This window comes from Neoroseomonas soli, from assembly GCF_018129065.1.
Classification (GTDB): Bacteria; Pseudomonadota; Alphaproteobacteria; order Acetobacterales; family Acetobacteraceae; genus Neoroseomonas; species Neoroseomonas soli.
The window spans coordinates 1-15,975 of sequence record NZ_JAAEDM010000091.1 but is presented as its reverse complement, the minus strand read 5'-3'; the positions used below and the strand labels follow the sequence as shown (position 1 = coordinate 15,975).

The 15,975-nt window shown below is 71.3% G+C and carries 14 protein-coding genes and 1 tRNA gene; 7 read left to right on the top strand and 8 right to left on the bottom strand.

The window, feature by feature from the left end; genetic code table 11:
* From GXW76_RS21830 to GXW76_RS21815, 4 genes are all read left to right on the top strand, one after another.
* The coding region (locus tag GXW76_RS21830) for a 2-oxo acid dehydrogenase subunit E2 (RefSeq protein ID WP_211864224.1) at positions 1–719 on the top strand (719 nt) is incomplete at its 5' end.
* Between the two features lie 28 nt (positions 720–747).
* Positions 748–1,854, top strand: coding sequence for a Glu/Leu/Phe/Val family dehydrogenase (locus GXW76_RS21825; protein WP_211864223.1), 1,107 nt, complete (start codon positions 748–750; stop codon positions 1,852–1,854).
* Positions 1,851–4,379 carry a Lon protease family protein gene (locus tag GXW76_RS21820; protein ID WP_246514599.1) on the top strand — a complete coding sequence of 843 codons (2,529 nt, stop codon included), beginning with the start codon at positions 1,851–1,853 and terminating at the stop codon, positions 4,377–4,379. Before GXW76_RS21825 ends, GXW76_RS21820 begins: the two co-directional genes overlap by 4 nt.
* Complete coding sequence (locus tag GXW76_RS21815) at positions 4,376–5,209, top strand: hypothetical protein (RefSeq protein ID WP_211864222.1); 834 nt, start codon at positions 4,376–4,378, stop codon at positions 5,207–5,209. Before GXW76_RS21820 ends, GXW76_RS21815 begins: the two co-directional genes overlap by 4 nt.
* Before the next feature lie 117 nt (positions 5,210–5,326).
* Here GXW76_RS21815 and GXW76_RS21810 read toward each other — a convergent pair whose 3' ends face one another.
* On the bottom strand, positions 5,327–6,493 hold the full coding sequence (locus GXW76_RS21810) for an MFS transporter (protein WP_211864221.1): 1,167 nt from the start codon (positions 6,491–6,493) through the stop codon (positions 5,327–5,329).
* A 158-nt stretch (positions 6,494–6,651) separates the two neighbouring features.
* On the opposite strand from GXW76_RS21810, the gene GXW76_RS21805 reads away from it, so the two are divergent.
* Positions 6,652–7,884, top strand: coding sequence for a type VI secretion system contractile sheath domain-containing protein (locus GXW76_RS21805; protein WP_211864220.1), 1,233 nt, complete (start codon positions 6,652–6,654; stop codon positions 7,882–7,884).
* Positions 7,885–8,274: 390 nt separating this feature from the next.
* Here GXW76_RS21805 and GXW76_RS21800 read toward each other — a convergent pair whose 3' ends face one another.
* Positions 8,275–9,231, bottom strand: a complete 957-nt coding sequence (locus GXW76_RS21800; protein ID WP_211864219.1) for a patatin-like phospholipase family protein — start codon at positions 9,229–9,231, stop codon at positions 8,275–8,277.
* A 231-nt stretch (positions 9,232–9,462) separates the two neighbouring features.
* Between GXW76_RS21800 and aqpZ the strand changes: the two genes are divergently transcribed.
* Entirely contained in the window at positions 9,463–10,155 is a 693-nt protein-coding gene (gene aqpZ / locus GXW76_RS21795) for an aquaporin Z (RefSeq protein WP_211864218.1), read from the top strand.
* Positions 10,156–10,375: 220 nt separating this feature from the next.
* On the opposite strand, the gene GXW76_RS21790 is transcribed toward aqpZ, so the two are convergent.
* The 6 genes from GXW76_RS21790 to GXW76_RS21765 all read right to left on the bottom strand — a co-directional run bounded on the left by GXW76_RS21790 (position 10,376) and on the right by GXW76_RS21765 (position 14,419).
* Positions 10,376–10,741 carry a gamma-butyrobetaine hydroxylase-like domain-containing protein gene (locus GXW76_RS21790; protein WP_211864217.1) on the bottom strand — a complete coding sequence of 122 codons (366 nt, stop codon included), beginning with the start codon at positions 10,739–10,741 and terminating at the stop codon, positions 10,376–10,378.
* A gap of 4 nt (positions 10,742–10,745) precedes the next feature.
* A complete protein-coding gene (locus GXW76_RS21785) occupies positions 10,746–10,943 on the bottom strand; it encodes a Trm112 family protein (protein ID WP_211864216.1) in 198 nt (65 codons plus the stop codon).
* Between the two features lie 294 nt (positions 10,944–11,237).
* A complete protein-coding gene (locus GXW76_RS21780; RefSeq protein WP_211864215.1) occupies positions 11,238–11,906 on the bottom strand; it encodes an LON peptidase substrate-binding domain-containing protein in 669 nt (222 codons plus the stop codon).
* A gap of 17 nt (positions 11,907–11,923) precedes the next feature.
* The gene (locus tag GXW76_RS21775) at positions 11,924–12,868 is read right to left on the bottom strand and encodes a tetratricopeptide repeat protein (protein ID WP_211864214.1); all 945 of its coding nucleotides are present in this window, start codon (positions 12,866–12,868) and stop codon (positions 11,924–11,926) included.
* Between the two features lie 69 nt (positions 12,869–12,937).
* Positions 12,938–13,447: a prolyl-tRNA synthetase associated domain-containing protein gene (locus GXW76_RS21770; protein ID WP_211864213.1), complete on the bottom strand. Its 510-nt coding sequence runs from the start codon at positions 13,445–13,447 to the stop codon at positions 12,938–12,940.
* On the bottom strand, positions 13,448–14,419 hold the full coding sequence (locus tag GXW76_RS21765; RefSeq protein ID WP_211864212.1) for a Bug family tripartite tricarboxylate transporter substrate binding protein: 972 nt from the start codon (positions 14,417–14,419) through the stop codon (positions 13,448–13,450).
* Between the two features lie 144 nt (positions 14,420–14,563).
* Between GXW76_RS21765 and GXW76_RS21760 the strand changes: the two genes are divergently transcribed.
* Positions 14,564–14,638, top strand: a tRNA-Gly gene (locus GXW76_RS21760).
* The last annotated feature ends 1,337 nt before the right edge of the window (positions 14,639–15,975 follow it).

The window sequence follows — 15,975 nt, the reverse complement described above, 5'->3', positions numbered from 1 at the left end:
CGCTGGGCCTCGACCTTGCCGCCATCCGCGGCAGCGGGCCGGGCGGGGTCGTCACTCTGGCCGATGTGGAACGCGCCGCCACCGCGCCGGGCGCGGAGCCGCTGCGCGGCGTGCGCCTCGCCATGGCCCGCAGCATGGCGCGCTTCCGCGACGAGGTGGCCCCCACCACCGTCTGCGACGATGCCGACATCGGCGACTGGGCCGGAGAGGCCGACGTCACCCTGCGTCTGCTGCGCGCGATCGTCGCCGGATGCCGCGCCTCGCCGGCCGTGAACGCCTGGCTGGAAGGGGGCGGCACCTCACGCCGCCTGCATGCGCAGGTGGACATCGGCATTGCGGTGGATACGGAAGACGGCCTCTTCGTCCCCGTGCTGCGCGACGCCGCGCGCCCGGCCGAGGCGCTGCGCGCCGACTTCACCGCGCTCAAATCCGCCGTGCGCGACCGCAGCGTCGCGCCGGAGGCGCTGCGCGGTGCGACGATCACGCTGTCCAATTTCGGCATGCTCGGCGGGCGTTATGCCGCGCTCGCGCTGGTGCCGCCGCAGGTCGCCATCCTCGGCGCCGGGCGCATTTCTGCGCAGCCGGCGGTGCATGGCGGCGCGCTCGCGGTGCGGCGGCTCCTGCCGCTTTCCCTCACCTTCGACCATCGCGCCGTGACGGGCGCGGAAGCCGCGCGGTTCCTCGCCACCGTGATCGAGGACCTCGCCCGACCCACATAAGGGCACCGACCCGCACAAGGGGCACGCGATGACAGATCCCTTCGCCTTCGCCGATGACCTCGGCCCCGAGCAGGTGATCCACATCCACCGCCCAGGCATCGGCCTGCGCGCGGTGCTGGTGGTGGACAACACCGCCTGCGGCCCGGCGATAGGCGGCATCCGCATGGTGCCCGACGCCGATGCGAGGGAGGCCTTCCGCCTCGCGCGCGCGATGACGATGAAGAACGCCGCCGCGGGCCTGGCGCATGGCGGCGGCAAGGCGGTCATCATCGCCGACCCGCATGGTCAGGCTGTGCGGAAGGAAGCCCTGGTGCGCGCCTTCGCCCAGGCGATCCGCGAGGTGACCGCCTATATCCCCGGCCCCGACATGGGCACCGACGAGACCTCCATGGCCTGGGTCCGCGAGGAGACCGGCCGCGCCGCCGGCCTGCCGCGCGCCATCGGCGGCATCCCGCTGGACGAGATCGGCGCCACCGGCATCGGCCTCGGCGCCGCGGTGGGCATCGCGGCGGCACGCATCGGCCTGCCTCTCAAGGGCGCGCGGGTCGCGGTGCAGGGCTTCGGCGCGGTCGGGCGGCACGCGGCGCGGATGCTCGCGGCGCAGGGCGCGGTACTGGTCGCGGCGAGCGACACCCGGGGCACGGTCATCGACCCGGCGGGCCTCGATGTCGCGGCGCTGGTCGCGCTCAAGGCCGAGGGCCTGCCGCTTGCCGACCACGACAAGGGCACCAAGGCCGGGCGGGACGCCATCATCGACATGCCCTGCGACATCTGGATCCCGGCCGCGCGCCCGGACGTGATCGACGCCACGAACGTGCACCGGCTGCAGGCCCGCATCCTCGCGGAGGGCGCCAACATCCCCTGCACCCCGGATGCCGAGGCCGCGCTGCACGCGCGCGGCGTGCTGGTGCTGCCCGACTTCATCGCCAACGCGGGAGGGGTGATCTGCGGCGCGGTGGAGTATCATGGCGGCAACGAGGAGGACGCCATTCGCACCATCACCACGCGGGTCCGCGACAACACCGCCGCCGTGCTGGAGGAATCCGCCCGCGCCGGCATCACGCCGCGCGCCGCCGCGCTGACGCTGGCCGAACGACGCGTGCGCGCCGCCATGGCGCTGAGGCGCTTCGCATGACGGGCCGCCCGGGCAGCGGGACGCGCGCCGGCGGCCGCGGGCGACGCGACCATCCGCAGATGGCCAAGGCGCCCCTGCCTTCGGCCATCGCCGCCGTGCCGGAAGCGCCGAGCCCGCGACCCGGCCCGCTGCCGGTCGAGAAGCTCTATCGCCGCGCCGACCTCTCCGGCCTCGCCTTCGAGACCACCGCCGACCTGCCGCCGCTGCCCGGCCTGCCCGGCCAGCCGCGGGTGCGGGATGCGATTGGCCTCGGCACCAGCATCGATGCGCGCGGCTTCAACATCTTCGCCATCGGCCAGGACGCGGCGCGCATCGGCGTTTCGATGCGCGCCCTGCTGGCCGAGACGACACGGCGCCGGCCGCCGTCGCCGGACTGGATCTACGTCAACAACTTCGCCGCGCCGCACCGGCCCCGCGCGCTCTCCCTGCGGGCCGGGCGCGGGCCCGCGCTGGAAGCCGCGATGACAGAGATGATCGAGGAACTGCGCGCCGCCCTGCCCGCGATGTTCGAGGGCGAGGACTACCAGCGCCGACGCAGCGCCATCGAATCCTCCCTGCACGGCCAGGCCGAGGCAAGCTTCGGCACCCTGGCGGAGAAGGCGACCGCCGAGGGCGTCGCCATCCTGCGCACGCCGATGGGCTTCGCGGTCGCCCCGTCCAAGGACGGCAAGGTGGTGCCGCCGGAGGAATTCTCCTCCTGGCCCGAGGATCGCCAGAAGGAGGTGCGCGGGCATATCGAGCGCATCGAGAAGGAACTCGAGCAGACCCTGCGCGCCATCCCGCATATCGAGAAGCAGCGGCGCGAGGCGATCCGCGCACTGGACCGGGAAACGGCGAAGTTCGTCATCGACGCGGCGGTGGAGGACGTGCTGAAGCCCTTCTCCGACCTGCCTGAGGTCGTCGCGTATGTCGAGGCGGTGCGCGCCGACCTGGTCGAGAATGCCCAGCTCTTCCTCGAACAGCCGGGCCAGAATGCGGAGGCGCTGCCGCCCAGCCTGCGTGCCGGCGCGCAGCTCGACCGCTACGCGGTGAACGTGCTCGTCTCCCGCGACGGCGATACCGAGGGCGCGCCGGTGGTGGAGGAACTGCACCCCACCCTCGCCAACCTGCTCGGCCGCGTCGAGCACCTGCCGGTGCAGGGCGCGCTTGTGACGAATTTCCGCATGATCCGTGCGGGTTCCCTGCACCGCGCGAACGGCGGGACCATCGTCATCGACGCGCACGCCCTGCTGACCGATTCCCTTTCCTGGGAGGCGCTGAAGCGAGCCCTCACCCGGGGCCAGATCATCATCGAGGACGTCGCCCACTTCGTCGGCATGACCACCACCGTCTCGCTCGAACCCGATCCCATTCCGCTCGACGCGAAGGTGGTGCTGGTGGGGGACCGGTCCCTCTACTACCTGCTCGCCGCCTACGATCCGGGATTCGAGCGCCACTTCAAGGTGGTGGCCGATTTCGACGACGAGACGGACCGCACGGCGGAAAGCGAAGCGCTGGTCGCGCGCATCATCGCCACCCAGGCGCAGCGGGAGAAGGCGCGGCCGCTGGACCGCGGCGCCGTCGCGCGCATGGTCGAGCACGCGGCGCGGCTCGCTGGCGATTCAGGGCGGCTGACCCTGCTGGTCGAACATCTTCGCGACCTGGTGATCGAGGCCGGACACTGGGCCGGCGCCGCGGAACGGGCGGTGACGGCGCGCGAGGATGTCGACCGCGCCATCGATGAGCAGCGCCGCCGGCTGGAGCGCCCGCAGATCCTCACGCGCGACGCCATCCTGCGCGGCGTGGAGCTGATCGACACCACGGGCGAGCGCGTCGGCCAGGTCAACGGGCTCACCGTGCTCGGCCTCGGCGCCCTGTCCTTCGGGCGGCCGACGCGCATCACCGCGCGGGTGCGGGCCGGCGGCGGGCGCATCCTCGACATCGAGCGGGAGGTCGAACTCGGCGGGCCGATCCACTCCAAGGGGGTGATGATCCTCTCGGGGTTCCTCGCCGGGCGCTACGCACCGCGCGGCGCGCTGTCGCTGCAGGCGAGCCTGGTCTTCGAGCAATCCTATGGCGAGGTGGAAGGCGACAGCGCCTCGGCGGCCGAACTGCTGACGCTGCTCTCGGCCATCTCCGGCCTGCCGTTGCGGCAGGACCTCGCCATCACCGGCTCGATCAACCAGCTTGGGGACATCCAGCCGATCGGCGGGGCGAACGAGAAGATCGAGGGCTTCTTCGAGATCTGCGCCGCGCGCGGCCTGACCGGCACGCAGGGCGTGATCATCCCGGAATCCAACGTGCAGCACCTGATGCTGCGCGCCGATGTGGTGCAGGCCTGCGCGGATGGCCGCTTCGCCATCCATGCCGTGCGTCACATCGACCAGGCGGCCGAATTGCTGACGGGGCGGGAGGCCGGCGCGCGCGGCGCCGACGGCAAGTTCCCCTACGGCAGCGTCAATGCGCGCGTCGAGGCGGCACTTGCGCGCTTCGCCGAGCAGCGGCGCGAGGCCGCGCACAAGGCCGCGGAGGCCGAAGAGGAATGAACGCGACCCCACGCCTGCGCCGCCTGCTGCTCGACCTCGGCCACGCCGCGGCGGAACAGGAGGGCATCGAGGCCGCGGCGCAGATCGCGCGGCTGCTGGAACTCGACCTGCTCGGCGTCTTCGTGGAGGACGAGGCGCTGCTCGCCCTCGCCGCGCTGCCCTTCGCGCGGGAATTGCGGCTGCCGACGCATGCCTGGACGGCGATGGAGGCGTCCCGCCTGACGACCGATTTCGGGCAGACGGCGGCGCGCCTGCGCCGGATGCTGGAGGAGAACTGCGCGCGGCTCGGCATCCCTTCCGGTTTCGAGGTGGTGCGCGGGGACCCTGCGGCCTGCCTCTCAGGCCGCTGCGGCGAGGCGGACATGCTGGCGCTGGTCGCGCCGAGCAGTGCGGCCGGGCGCAGCGTCGGCGCCTTCCCGCGTGCCTGGCACGCGGCGCTGCATTCGGAGGCGCCGGTGCTGCTGCTGCCGCCCAGGGCGCGGCGGCAGCGCGGGCCGGTGGCCTCGGTGGCGGGGGAGGGCGGGACGGCGCAACTCGACCTCGCCCTGCGCCTCGCGGCGGCGGCGGGGGAGGGGTTGCTGCTGCTGCGGCCACCGGGACCGGGGGTTTCGGTCGAGGAGGCGGTGGAACGTGCCCGCGCCGTTGGCCTCGGCGAGGTGCGGGTCGCGACGCGGCCGCTCCGCGCCCTGACCGCGCGAGGGATCGAGGAAGGCCTGGGATCGGTGGAGGAGCGGCTGGTCGTGCTGGCGCGCGAGGCCGCGATCACCTTCGACCATGACGGCGCACCGCGGCTTGCCGCGCAGAGGCGGGTGCCTGTGCTCGTGCGTTGATGCGTTCGGTCGGCGTCCGGGCCTCGTCATGCGCGCGCGGCACCGACGACAGGAAGCGCGGCGGCCGAGGCGGCCATCGTCGGGCGATCGCGCGTTCCAGCCCGATCGGGAACGCCGCTACCGCGCCGGCACCCGCGCAACCCAGGCCGCCAATCCCGCCGTCACCACCGCCGCGCCGGCGAAGACCGCCGGGTAGCCCGCCGCGTGCAGCACCGCGCCGAAGGCGAGCGCCCCCAGGCTCTGCCCGAGGAAGAGCGCCATGGCGAAGGCGGACACCGCGGTGGCGCGCGCTTCCGGCAACGCTTCCGTCGCGCGGGCCTGCAGCACGCCGTGGAACATGTAGAAGGCCAAGCCGGTCGGCACCTGCAGCAGCGCCACCACCCACCAGGCGGGCGCCAGCGCCATGCCGCCGAGCATCACCGCCAGCAGTGCGCCGCCGCAGCCGACCAGTCCCTTCTCCCCCAGCCGCGCCACCAGACGCCGCGCCAGCCGCGTGTAGACGAAGGCGCCGAAGCCGAAGCCTGCCACCACCAGGCCGGCCTCGCCGGGCGAAAGGCCGAAGCGCTCGATCAGGTAGGCGCCGATGAAGGGGAAGGCGCCGCCGAACAGCGCCGCGCCGTCCAGTGCCGCCGCCACCATCAGCCGGCGCCCCGCCGGTGCGCGCAGGATCTGCCCGTAGTTGCCGAGGCCGAGCCCGGGGCTGCGCGCCTCGCCCGTCGCCTCCGCCCGCAGCGCCGGGCCGAGCCGCCACGCCATCAGCCCGCCCACCCCGAGCGCCAGGACCGCCAGCAGCAGGAAGGAGGACCGCCAGCCCGCCAGTTCCGCCGTGATGCCCGAGAGTGGCCCGACCAGCAGCTGCGCCATCACCATGCCGGTGAGGAAGCGCCCGATCGTCGCCTGGCGCTCCGCATAGGGCACCGCATCGCCGATCCAGGCGATGGCGAGCGGGATGACCGCCCCTGCCACCAGCCCCGTCCCGGTGCGCAGCACGATCATGGAGGAAAGGTCCCAGGCCAGCGCCGAGACCGCGAGCCCGAGCCCGTAGAGCAGCAGCGCGATGGTCGCGACCGGGATCTTCCCGTAGCGGTCGCCGAGCGGCCCGGTGACGAGCTGCCCCGCGCCATAGGCCAGGGTGAAGCCGGCCACCACGGGCGCCACCGCCGCGACGCTCACGCCGAAATCGGTGGCGAGCAGGGGCAGCAGCGGATCCATCAGGCGCATGCCGCCGCCCGCAGCAAAGCCGGCGGCAGCGAGCAGCGGAAGGAGGGAAAGGTCAGCACGCAAGGCGGGCGCATGGGGCGCGGCCGGCGGCGGCACGTCAAGCCGCTGCGCGACAGCCCTCCGCGCGCATGCCCTGCGCGACAGTCCTCCGCGCGCATGCCCTGCGCGACAGGCCCTGCGCGCGACGCTAGGCTGGCCTGCATCGCCGCGGAGGACAGGCCATGGCCGACAGTATCGAAGGTGCGGAGGATCCGCTCGCCCTCGTCCTCGCCGCGACCGAGGCGGCGCGCCCCGCGCTGGTCACCGCCGGCGGCGCGGAAGCGAAGGCGCTGGCGAAGGTCGATGCCGCCATCGCGTTGCTGCGGGCGGCGATCCTGAACCATCCGCGCTTCGTCGCGCTGGAGGCTGCCTGGCGCTCGCTGCATCGGCTGGCGGAGCAGCAGGACGCAGCGCCCGTCATCGTGAAGGTGCTGCCGCTGACGAAGCGCGAACTGATCCGCGACCAGCGCGCCGCCGCGGACCCCGAGGACAGCGACCTCGCCGCCCTGCTGTGGGACGAGGGCCTCGGCAATGGCGAGCCTTTCGGCCTGCTGCTCGCCGACATGGAGTTCGGCGCCGAGGCGGAGGAGGTGCAGGCGCTGCGCGGCCTGGCGGTGGCAGGCGCGGGCGCCTTCGTGCCGGTGGCGGCGCATGCCGCGCCAGGGCTTCTCGACCTGCCGGACTGGCCAGCGCTGCCCGCGAAGCGCGACATCGCGCGCGTCCATGAAGGCCCGCGCCATATCGCCTGGCGCGGCCTGCGCGACAGCGAGGAAGCGCGCTTCCTTACGCTCGTCGCGCCGCGCGTGCTGGCGCGCGGCGGGGAAGGCGCACCGCGCTGGACGGGCGGCGGCTGGGTGCTCGCCGCGCGCATCGCCGCCGCCTTCCGCCGCGACGGTTGGGCCGCCGGCATCGAGGGGCGCGAGGACGGCACGGAAGCCGGCCTGCCGCCCGCCGGCAGCGTGCCGACCGAATGCGACCCGGCGGACGGGCAGGAGATCGCGCTGGCGACGCTCGGCCTGACCCTGCTGGTCCCGCGCGGCGCCGACCGCGCCGCGCTGCTACTGGCGCCGACGCTGCACAAGCCGCCGCGCTTCCATGGTTCCGGCGCGACCGCGGACGCGGCGCTCGCGGCGCGGCTGCCCTGGGTGCTCGGCACCGGGCGCTTCCTGCACGCGCTGGCACTGCGGGCGCGGCACGAATTGCAGCGCGGGCACGGCGCAGCGACGGCGGCGCGGGCGCTGAACGCGTGGCTCGCCGGGTTCTGCGGGGAGGACGGGGCGCTGGCGGAAGCGAGCGTCGAATTGCCGGAGGCGAAGGGGCATCCGGGGGTACATCTGCTGGCCGCGCGGCTGCGGCCGCGGTTGTCGCAGGGGACGCCCGGGGCCGCGCACCGGGTGATGCTGAACATCCCGTGACGGGGGCCGGAGAGGGGCGCCGCCCCTCTCCGGACCTCTCCCCGCCAAAGGCCGAAAGGCCTTTGGGAACCAGGAGTTTTTTACCACTTTAGGACTTTAGGGATTGGTGCTGTTCGGGTTTGGTGTGGATCGCCTGGTTTTCCGCCGGGCGAAAGTGGCAGGGAACCGGCCTTCCACACCCACGTCGAACAGCCCATAGGGATCCATCGGTTCTGGCGAGGGCAGACGCGGCACCGCTTCGATATAGGAAGTGTATCAGGAAAATATTCCGACCCACAATCCCCGATGCCAGGCAGTCCCCTTCGCTGTTGCACCAATTCACGGGTTCCGAGGGCCTTTCGGCCCTCGGCGGGTGGGGTTTCGGGGAGGGCAGCGCCCTCCCCGGCGCGCTCACCCGCCGGGCCGCACCGTGATCGACGTCTCCTCGAAGAAGTGCCGTGCGCGTCTTGCGCCATGTTCGCGCAGTCGCGTCAGGAGTTCCGGTGCGCGGTCGAGCTTGGACGGGTAGTCGAGGTCGAGGTCGAGTTCGATCTCCCGCACCGTGATCGCCGCGTAGCGTGCCGCGATCTCCGGCGCCTGCAGCCGCAGGGCGTTGAAGCGTCCGATCATGTGCAGTTCCTGATCGAGCGGCACGTTGCCTGCCATCTCGTTGCGCCGGTCCTCGATGTCGGCCGGTGTCTTCGGTTCGGTCGCGCGGGCGCGGGGGTTCAGGCGGATGACCCAGATCTCCTCCGGCTTCGGCGCCAGGTCGAGCAGGTCGCGGACCGGCGGGTTCTGGCTGAACAGCCCGTCCCACCACAGCCCATCCCCGGTGCGGACCGCGCGGAAGAGGGGCGGCACGGCGGCGGAGGCAACCACCTCGTCCACCGTCAGCGTCTCTCCCTTGAAGATGCCGGCGGCGCCGGTGAGCACCTCCGCCGCGCCGAGGCGCAGCGACGGGCCGGCGCGGCCGGCGGGCAGTTCCGCGAGCCGGAGGCATTTCCCGAGCAGTCGCCGCAGCGCCGGTTCCGCCATCGGGCAGTAGGCATAGGGACTGACCTGGGCCGAGAAGGGCAGGCGCGCGAGGAAGACCGACCAGTCGTTGAGCGCCCTTTCATAGGGATCGGTCGCGGCGAGGTCGGCCCAGAAGGCTTCGAGCCTGGCGCGCGCATCGGCGCGCCCGCCCGCCAGCAGCCCGGCCCAGGCGAGCGCGGCACAGACCGCCCCGCCCGAGGTGCCCGAAAGGCCAACCAGGTCGAAGCGCCCTTCGTGCTCCGGCGCGAGCAGCGCATGCAGCGCGCCGGCGGTGAAGGCGGCGTGGCTGCCGCCGCCCTGGCAGGCGATGGCGATGCGGGGCGGCTGCGGCATGACGGCGTCCTCGGCGTGGCGCGGGAACGGTTTCCGACTGGGTGGAAACCGCTCTCGCCTTGTTTGAGCGGGCAACTTCACGCGCACGGCCGGTTCCCGCCGCATGCGATCCGCTCCGGCAGCCTAGGGGTTCCGTGATGCCGCCGTGCGGAGCGGGATCACGCTGCACTTGCGGAACGGTCGCATGAAAGCGCTAACCTTCCGCAGGCGGAAGAAGGGGAGTGAGCGCCTATGGCACCGAAACTCGCGGCCGAATTCCTCGGGACCTTATGGCTGACCTTGGGCGGCTGCGGTTCCGCCATCCTGGCGGCGGCGTTCCCGGATGTCGGGATCGGGCTTCTCGGCGTGGCCTTCGCCTTCGGCCTGACGGTGCTGACGATGGCCTATGCGATTGGGCATATCTCGGGCTGCCACCTGAATCCGGCGGTGACGCTGGGACTGGTGGCGGGCGGACGGTTCTCCGCGGGCGAGGCGGTGCCCTACATCATCGTGCAGGTGCTGGGCGCTATCGCGGGGGCGGGGATCCTCTACGTCATCGCCAGTGGCAAGCCGGGTTTCGAGATCGGCAACTTTGCCGCCAATGGCTTCGGCGACCATTCGCTCGGCAAGTATTCCATGCAGGCGGGGTTGGTCTGCGAGTTCGTGATGACCTTCTTCTTCCTGGTCATCATCCTCGGCGCGACGCATGGAAAGGCGCCGAAGGGCTTCGCGCCGATTGCCATCGGCCTCGGGCTGACGCTGATCCACCTCATCAGCATCCCGGTCACCCAGACTTCGGTGAACCCGGCGCGCAGCACGGGGCCGGCGGTCTTTGTCGGCGGCTGGGCGCTGGAGCAGCTCTGGCTGTTCTGGGTGGCGCCGATTGCCGGCGCGGTTGTCGCGGGGATCGTGTCCCGCACGCTCTGGCCGGACGAGCGGGCGTAGGCTGCCGGCCTCCTCGAGCCTTTGGTCCTCTTGGGAACTGACTTCCGCAGTCAGTTCCCAGGTGCCAAAGAAGGTTGAGGGGGGCCCGGGGGGAGAAGTTCTCTTCTCCCCCCGCCTGCAACGGCTTCCGTTCGCACCGGCTCACGGCAACCGCTCCAGGCGTTATGCTTCCGCGAACATCTTCACCCGATCAGGTGATGCCACCTGATCGGGCTCTGCCCTAACGCCGCCGCGCCGGATCCCGCGACAGCCCGCGCGCCCCGAGTTCGGCGAGGTAGGTCGCCCAGCGTGCTTCCTGTTCCTGTCCGAGCGCCCGCAGGTAGTCCCACGAGTAGATGCCCGTGTCGTGCAGGTCGTCGAACACGATGCGCACCGCGTAGTTGCCCACGGCTTCGACGCGCAGGATGCCGACATGGCGGCGGCCCGCGACGATCACCTTCTGGCCGGGGCCGTGGCCCTGGACCTCGGCGCTCGGGCTTTCCACGCGCAGGTATTCGGCCGGCAGGCAGAAGCGGGCGCCGTCTGGCCAGGCGACCTCGAGCAGCTGTTCCGTGCGCTTGAGGCGGATTTCCGAAGGCGCGGACACGTGGTCAGTCCGCCAGCTTGCGCGCCTCGTCCGGCAGCATGATCGGGATGCCGTCGCGGATCGGGTAGGCGAGGCCGGCGCGTTCGCTGATGAGTTCGCCCTTCTCGCGGTCGTAGCGGAGCGGGCCCTTGGTGACGGGGCAGACCAGGATCTCGAGCAGGCGGGGGTCCACGGCGCCGCCCTGGGGCTGGGTTTCGGGCATCTTCGTCTCGTCCTTCAGTGTCTGGGCGGGGAGGGCTCTGCGCTCCCCAATCCCCAAGTTTGGCTGCACGGGGAGGGCGCTGCCCGCCCCAAACCCCTGGCCCGGCTATCCTAGGGAGGGCTCCGCCCTCCCCAAACCCCTGGCCTGGTCATGCCGGGGAGGGCTCCGCCCTCCCCAGACCCCTCCGGCCAAAGGCCGACAGGCCTTCGGAAGCCGTGGGTTCAAAGGGCCTTTCGGCCCTTTGCGGGGTGAGGTCCGGAGAGGGGCGGCGCCCCTCTCCGGGACAGTGAAACCTCAACTCGGCCGTCCTTCCGGCGCCGGCGCGTTCGCCGCCGCGCCCATGCGCAGCAGCGCCACCAGCATGTGCGCCCGTTCCGTGGCATCCGGCGCTTCCAGCAGCGCCTGCTTCTCCGGCACGTCGAAGGGGCAGACCATGGACAGCGTGGTGACGAGCATCGCATCCGCCGTCTGTTCCACCGCTTCCCAGTTCGCCTCGATGCCGCGGGCGCGGAAATAGGGGCGCAGCACCGAGAGCAGTTCGGTGCGGTCCAGCGGCGGCGGTTCCCGCGCCACGTCGAGGTCCGCGGTGAAGTCCGCGTAGTCGGCGTGGACGCGGCGGTAGCCGCCCGGGGAGAGCGGCAGTTCCTCCGCGATACGGAAGCGGATCAGCCCGGTCAGGGTGATCAGCAGCCGCCCGTCATCGGTCTCGCTGAAGGAGGACAGGCGGCCGAGGCAACAAACGCGGTAGAGCCCCGGCCCGGTATCCGCCTTCGGGGCATGGGCATCGGGCTGGACCATGCCGAACATCCGCCCCCGCGCCAGGCTGTCCAGCGTCATGGCGAGGTAGCGCGGTTCGAAGATGTTCAACGGCAGGCGCCCCTGCGGCAGCAGGAGCGCCCCGGGCAGCGGGAAGACCGCGATTTCCCGCGGCAGGTCGGACAGGCGCGGATGAAACGGGGGCATCGGCGCCTGTCTCTCCCTCAGCGGAAGAGCACGGACGAGAGCTTGCGGCGGCCCGCCTTGCTCGCCGGGTCGTCGAAGCCCCAGGCCTCGAAGAACTTCAGCAACTGCTTGCGGGCGGCTTCCTCGTTCCAGGCGCGGTCGCGGCGGATCGCCTCGATCAGCGCGTCCACCGCGCCGTCGCGGTCATCACTGGCCGAGAGCGCCACGGCGAGGTCGATGCGCGCGGCGTGATCGTCCGGGTCGGCGGCGATGCGGTTCTGGAACTCGGCCAGCATGGCCTTGGCGCGGCGGCCTTCGATCTCGACCTCGATGGCGCTGCGGGCGGCGGTGATCTCGGCGGCTTCCTTGATCTTATCCGGGGCGTTGTCGAGCACCGCCTTGGCCTGCTCCTCCTCGCCGAGCGCGAGCAGGGTCCGGGCGACGCCGGCGAGCGCCTTGGCGTTCTCCGGTTCCTGCTGGGACAGGGCGCCGAAGAGTTCGAGTGCCGCATGATGGTCGCCCTGGGCGACGGCGGCCTCGGCCTCCGCCATCAGGTCGGCGGTCGGCATCTGCCCGCCGGCGGCCTTGAGCAGGCCCTCGATGAAGCGCTTCACCTCGGATTCCGGCAGCGCGCCCTGGAACAGGTCGAGGATCTGGCCCTGCCAGAAGGCGACCACGGTCGGCACGGACTGCAGCGGCAGGCCCATCTGCGTGAGCTGGGCGACGAGCTGGCGGTTCTTGTCGATGTCGATCTTCACCAGACGGACGCGGCCGCCGGCGGCGGTCACCACCTTCTCGAGCGCCGGGGTCAGCGTCTTGCAGGGGCCGCACCAGGTCGCCCAGAAGTCGACCAGGACGGGGACCTCGCGGGACGCCTCGACGACGTCCTGCATGAAGGTCTTCTGGTCGCCGTCCTTGATGGTCCCGGCGGCCGCGCCGCCAGCGGTCGCACCCTGGCGGGCGGGGTCGAAGATCACGTCCATGGCAGGTATTCCTCAGGTCTTGGCGCATAGATGCGCCGTCCGGGCCGGGAAGCAAGCCGTGTAGGGCCTTCAGGCCGGGTCGGGGAAGTCCAGCAGCGTGCAGGGGTGGCCGAGGCCGGCCAGAAAGCGCAGCAGGTCCGTGGGCGCGAGGCCGGTGCTGGCCGCATTGGTCAGCGGATGGACCCAGATGCGGTCGAAGCCTTCCGCCAGGTGCCGGTCCATGACGAAGCGGACCGATCCGGGGGCGGCGTTGACCAGCCCGAGGGGGGTGACGGAGCCCGGCGGGACCCCGAGGGTGGCTTCCAGTTCCGCCGCGCTCGCCATGCTGACCTTCCCGGCGCCGGCGAGGCGGGCGAGCGCGTTGATCGAAACCTGGCGTTCCTCCTCCAGCGTCGCGAGCAGGAAGGGGCCGTCGCCCTTCGCAGGCTTGAGGAACAGGTTCTTGGTGTGGCCGCCGGGCAGTTCGCCACGCAGGCCCTGGCTTTCCGCCACCGTGAAGACGGGCGGGTGGCGGCGGGTCTCGGCGGCGATGCCGGCGGCTGCGAGGCGGGCGAGCAGGCCTTCGGGCGTTTCGGGCATTCAGTCCAGGCGGAGGTTGTTGGCGCGGACCACCCTGGACCAGACCTCGATCTCGTTGTCGAGCCAGGTGCGGAAGCTGTCCGGCCCTTCCGCGCGGTTCACCGCGCCGAGGGCAGTGATGCGTTCCGCCGTCGCAGGCACGGCCATGGCGGTGCGGATCTCGGAGGCGAGGCGTCCCACCATCGGCGCCGCCGTGCCGCCCTGGGCGAGGACGCCCTGCCAGGTGCCCGAATCCGCCGCCGGCCAGCCGAGTTCTTGGAAGGTGGGGACGTCGGGGAAGTCCGTCAGGCGAGCCGGGCCGGTGACGGCGATGGGGCGCAGCGTGCCCTGCCTGCAGAACGGGGCGGTGGCGGTGGCGCCATTGATGATGAGTTGCGCTTCCCCCGCCGCGACGGCGGTCAGTGCCGCCGCACCGCCCCGATAGGGCACCTGGGTCAGGTCCGCCCCCCAATGCTGGGTGACCAGCAGCCCCGTCAGGTGATTTCCGACGCCGATGCCCGCATGGCCGACATTCACCCGCTGCGGGTTCGCCTTGGCATAGGCGACGAGTTCCTGCGCGTTGCGCGCCGGCACCGAGGGGTGCACCGCCAGGATGTAGGGCGCGTAGATCAGCATCGTGACCGGCGCGAGGTCCCGCTTCAGGTCGAAGGGCAGGCGCGAGTAGAGCGAGGGCGCGGTGGCGAGCGTCGAGACGTCGATGAGGAGCAGCGTGTGCCCGTCGGGCGGCGATTTCGCGACCACGTCCGCGCCGATGTTGCCGCCGGCGCCGGTGCGGTTTTCCACCACCACGTTCTGGCCGAAGGCGCGCGTGAGATCCGGGGCGAGGATCCGCGCCAGGATGTCCGATGTGCCGCCCGGCGCGAAGGGAACGATGATGCGGACCGGATGGTCGAAATTCTGGCCCCAGGCGGGGCGCAGCGCGGGCAGGGCAATGGCGCCGGCGGCGAGGCCGAGTACGGAGCGGCGGTTCATGGGCTTGGTTCCTCCCGGCGAGGTGCCGTTTCGGAGGAGGATCGCGCCGCGGGGCGTGGCGTGTCGAGGGGGGAGCAGAAAACTGCAGGAGGGTGACTTGCAATCCCGACGAGTCATGGTAGAAGCCCGGCCTCCGCACGGAGCGCGGGCGTAGCTCAGGGGTAGAGCACGACCTTGCCAAGGTCGGGGTCGAGGGTTCGAATCCCTTCGCCCGCTCCAGTCTTCTCTCTCACAACCTGTCTCTCCTGGTCGGGCACCGCGCTGAGGCGCAGGTTTCCTGGGGTTTTCGGCGGCAACCTTGATGGTGCAAGACCGGAACGAGGGCGAGGTTTCTCTCCAAAATGCCGGAGACTCTCCAAACCTTGAGGGTAGGCTGATTTTTCCAACAAGGTCTAAGACCTTGTTTTCACGCCATCTTTGCCGCGGTCACCTTGGCCAAATTCAGCAATCCCATCGCCCGACCAAAGAATCGGAGAACGGAGAATCTCGCTTCACCCCCGAGCCGCCGGTCCGATGATCGAGTGGGGCGATCAGGCCGCCAGCCGGAGGCAGGTTGGGGCCGATAGTTCGAATCGCCTACTGCTTCCAATCTTCTCTCTCACAACCTGTCTCTCCTGGTCATGGCACCGCGCTGAGGCGCAGGTTGGCCGGGTTTGCGCGTGGGCCTTGATGGTTCGAGGGTGTAACTAGAGGCGAAAAACAGGGTTGGGCGATTCTACCTTCAAGGCTTAAATTATTGCACCTAAAGCGATTCTTTCGTCATCCCACTTCGATAATTCAGCTTTCCGAACGCTCGGGCAGTCGGTTCTGGCGCTCAATTTTCTCCTGCCCCCGCCCCCTTCGTTGCTGCTGATCACTGCCGACGCAATCCGAGGCACCCCGCGTCCGTCGTGCAGCGGCGCGGTGGGGGTGGCCCTCCGGATGGATGCCGAGCTGTCGACCAATCCGCGCGAAGGCGCGGCAGGCGGCAGCCGCGTTATCAAGGTTGTGCGGCTGCCAGCGAAAGGTGCCGCGGCCGACAACGGACCTCTCCGCCGCACCGACTTCGGCGTCCGTGCCGAAACGTCGGACGACGGCTTCCCCGCCAGATCCGCGGCGCCGTCCCCTCGTCTCCGCAGCCCTTCGCAGATGCAGTGCCAGGGCCGTTCGCCTACGTGATCCGGGCTTGCGAGCCTATCTCCGCGCAGGAACGAAGTACCGGTCCCTTTCGCCAGCACCTAGCGGAGGGGAGGCGCTTGCTCGGTCATCGTGGCGTTCCAAAGCAGGGGTTGCCAATCGCAACTTAACCCCACCCAGGTTCACCGCGGTGGCCGCCTCCGACACCACCGACGAGGCGTGCCCCCTTACCGAGGTGGCTTGAACGCCTCAATCGTGTTTAGCGCCGCTTCGTTCGAAAGGGCTAAACGCTTCTCTACCATCCTTTGCGCCCTTGCACGCAGCTTGTGGGCCATACTGGAGTGGCCCCCATCAAACCGGACATGCGGCTTGATTGGCAGACTGCGTGGCGATGAACTCACGTGGCGAGCGCATGCGCAAGCCGGAGTGCGGGTGGATGG

What these genes read in the sequence shown, in the direction of transcription:
- GXW76_RS21765 (WP_211864212.1), bottom strand. Translation starts at nt 14,419, where the DNA reads ATGAACCGCCGCTCCGTACTCGGCCTCGCCGCCGGCGCCATTGCCCTG.
- GXW76_RS21825 (WP_211864223.1), top strand. Translation starts at nt 748, where the DNA reads ATGACAGATCCCTTCGCCTTCGCCGATGACCTCGGCCCCGAGCAGGTG.
- GXW76_RS21775 (WP_211864214.1), bottom strand. Translation starts at nt 12,868, where the DNA reads ATGGACGTGATCTTCGACCCCGCCCGCCAGGGTGCGACCGCTGGCGGC.
- GXW76_RS21800 (WP_211864219.1), bottom strand. Translation starts at nt 9,231, where the DNA reads ATGCCGCAGCCGCCCCGCATCGCCATCGCCTGCCAGGGCGGCGGCAGC.
- GXW76_RS21815 (WP_211864222.1), top strand. Translation starts at nt 4,376, where the DNA reads ATGAACGCGACCCCACGCCTGCGCCGCCTGCTGCTCGACCTCGGCCAC.
- GXW76_RS21785 (WP_211864216.1), bottom strand. Translation starts at nt 10,943, where the DNA reads ATGCCCGAAACCCAGCCCCAGGGCGGCGCCGTGGACCCCCGCCTGCTC.
- GXW76_RS21805 (WP_211864220.1), top strand. Translation starts at nt 6,652, where the DNA reads ATGGCCGACAGTATCGAAGGTGCGGAGGATCCGCTCGCCCTCGTCCTC.
- GXW76_RS21780 (WP_211864215.1), bottom strand. Translation starts at nt 11,906, where the DNA reads ATGCCCCCGTTTCATCCGCGCCTGTCCGACCTGCCGCGGGAAATCGCG.
- aqpZ (WP_211864218.1), top strand. Translation starts at nt 9,463, where the DNA reads ATGGCACCGAAACTCGCGGCCGAATTCCTCGGGACCTTATGGCTGACC.
- GXW76_RS21770 (WP_211864213.1), bottom strand. Translation starts at nt 13,447, where the DNA reads ATGCCCGAAACGCCCGAAGGCCTGCTCGCCCGCCTCGCAGCCGCCGGC.
- GXW76_RS21820 (WP_246514599.1), top strand. Translation starts at nt 1,851, where the DNA reads ATGACGGGCCGCCCGGGCAGCGGGACGCGCGCCGGCGGCCGCGGGCGA.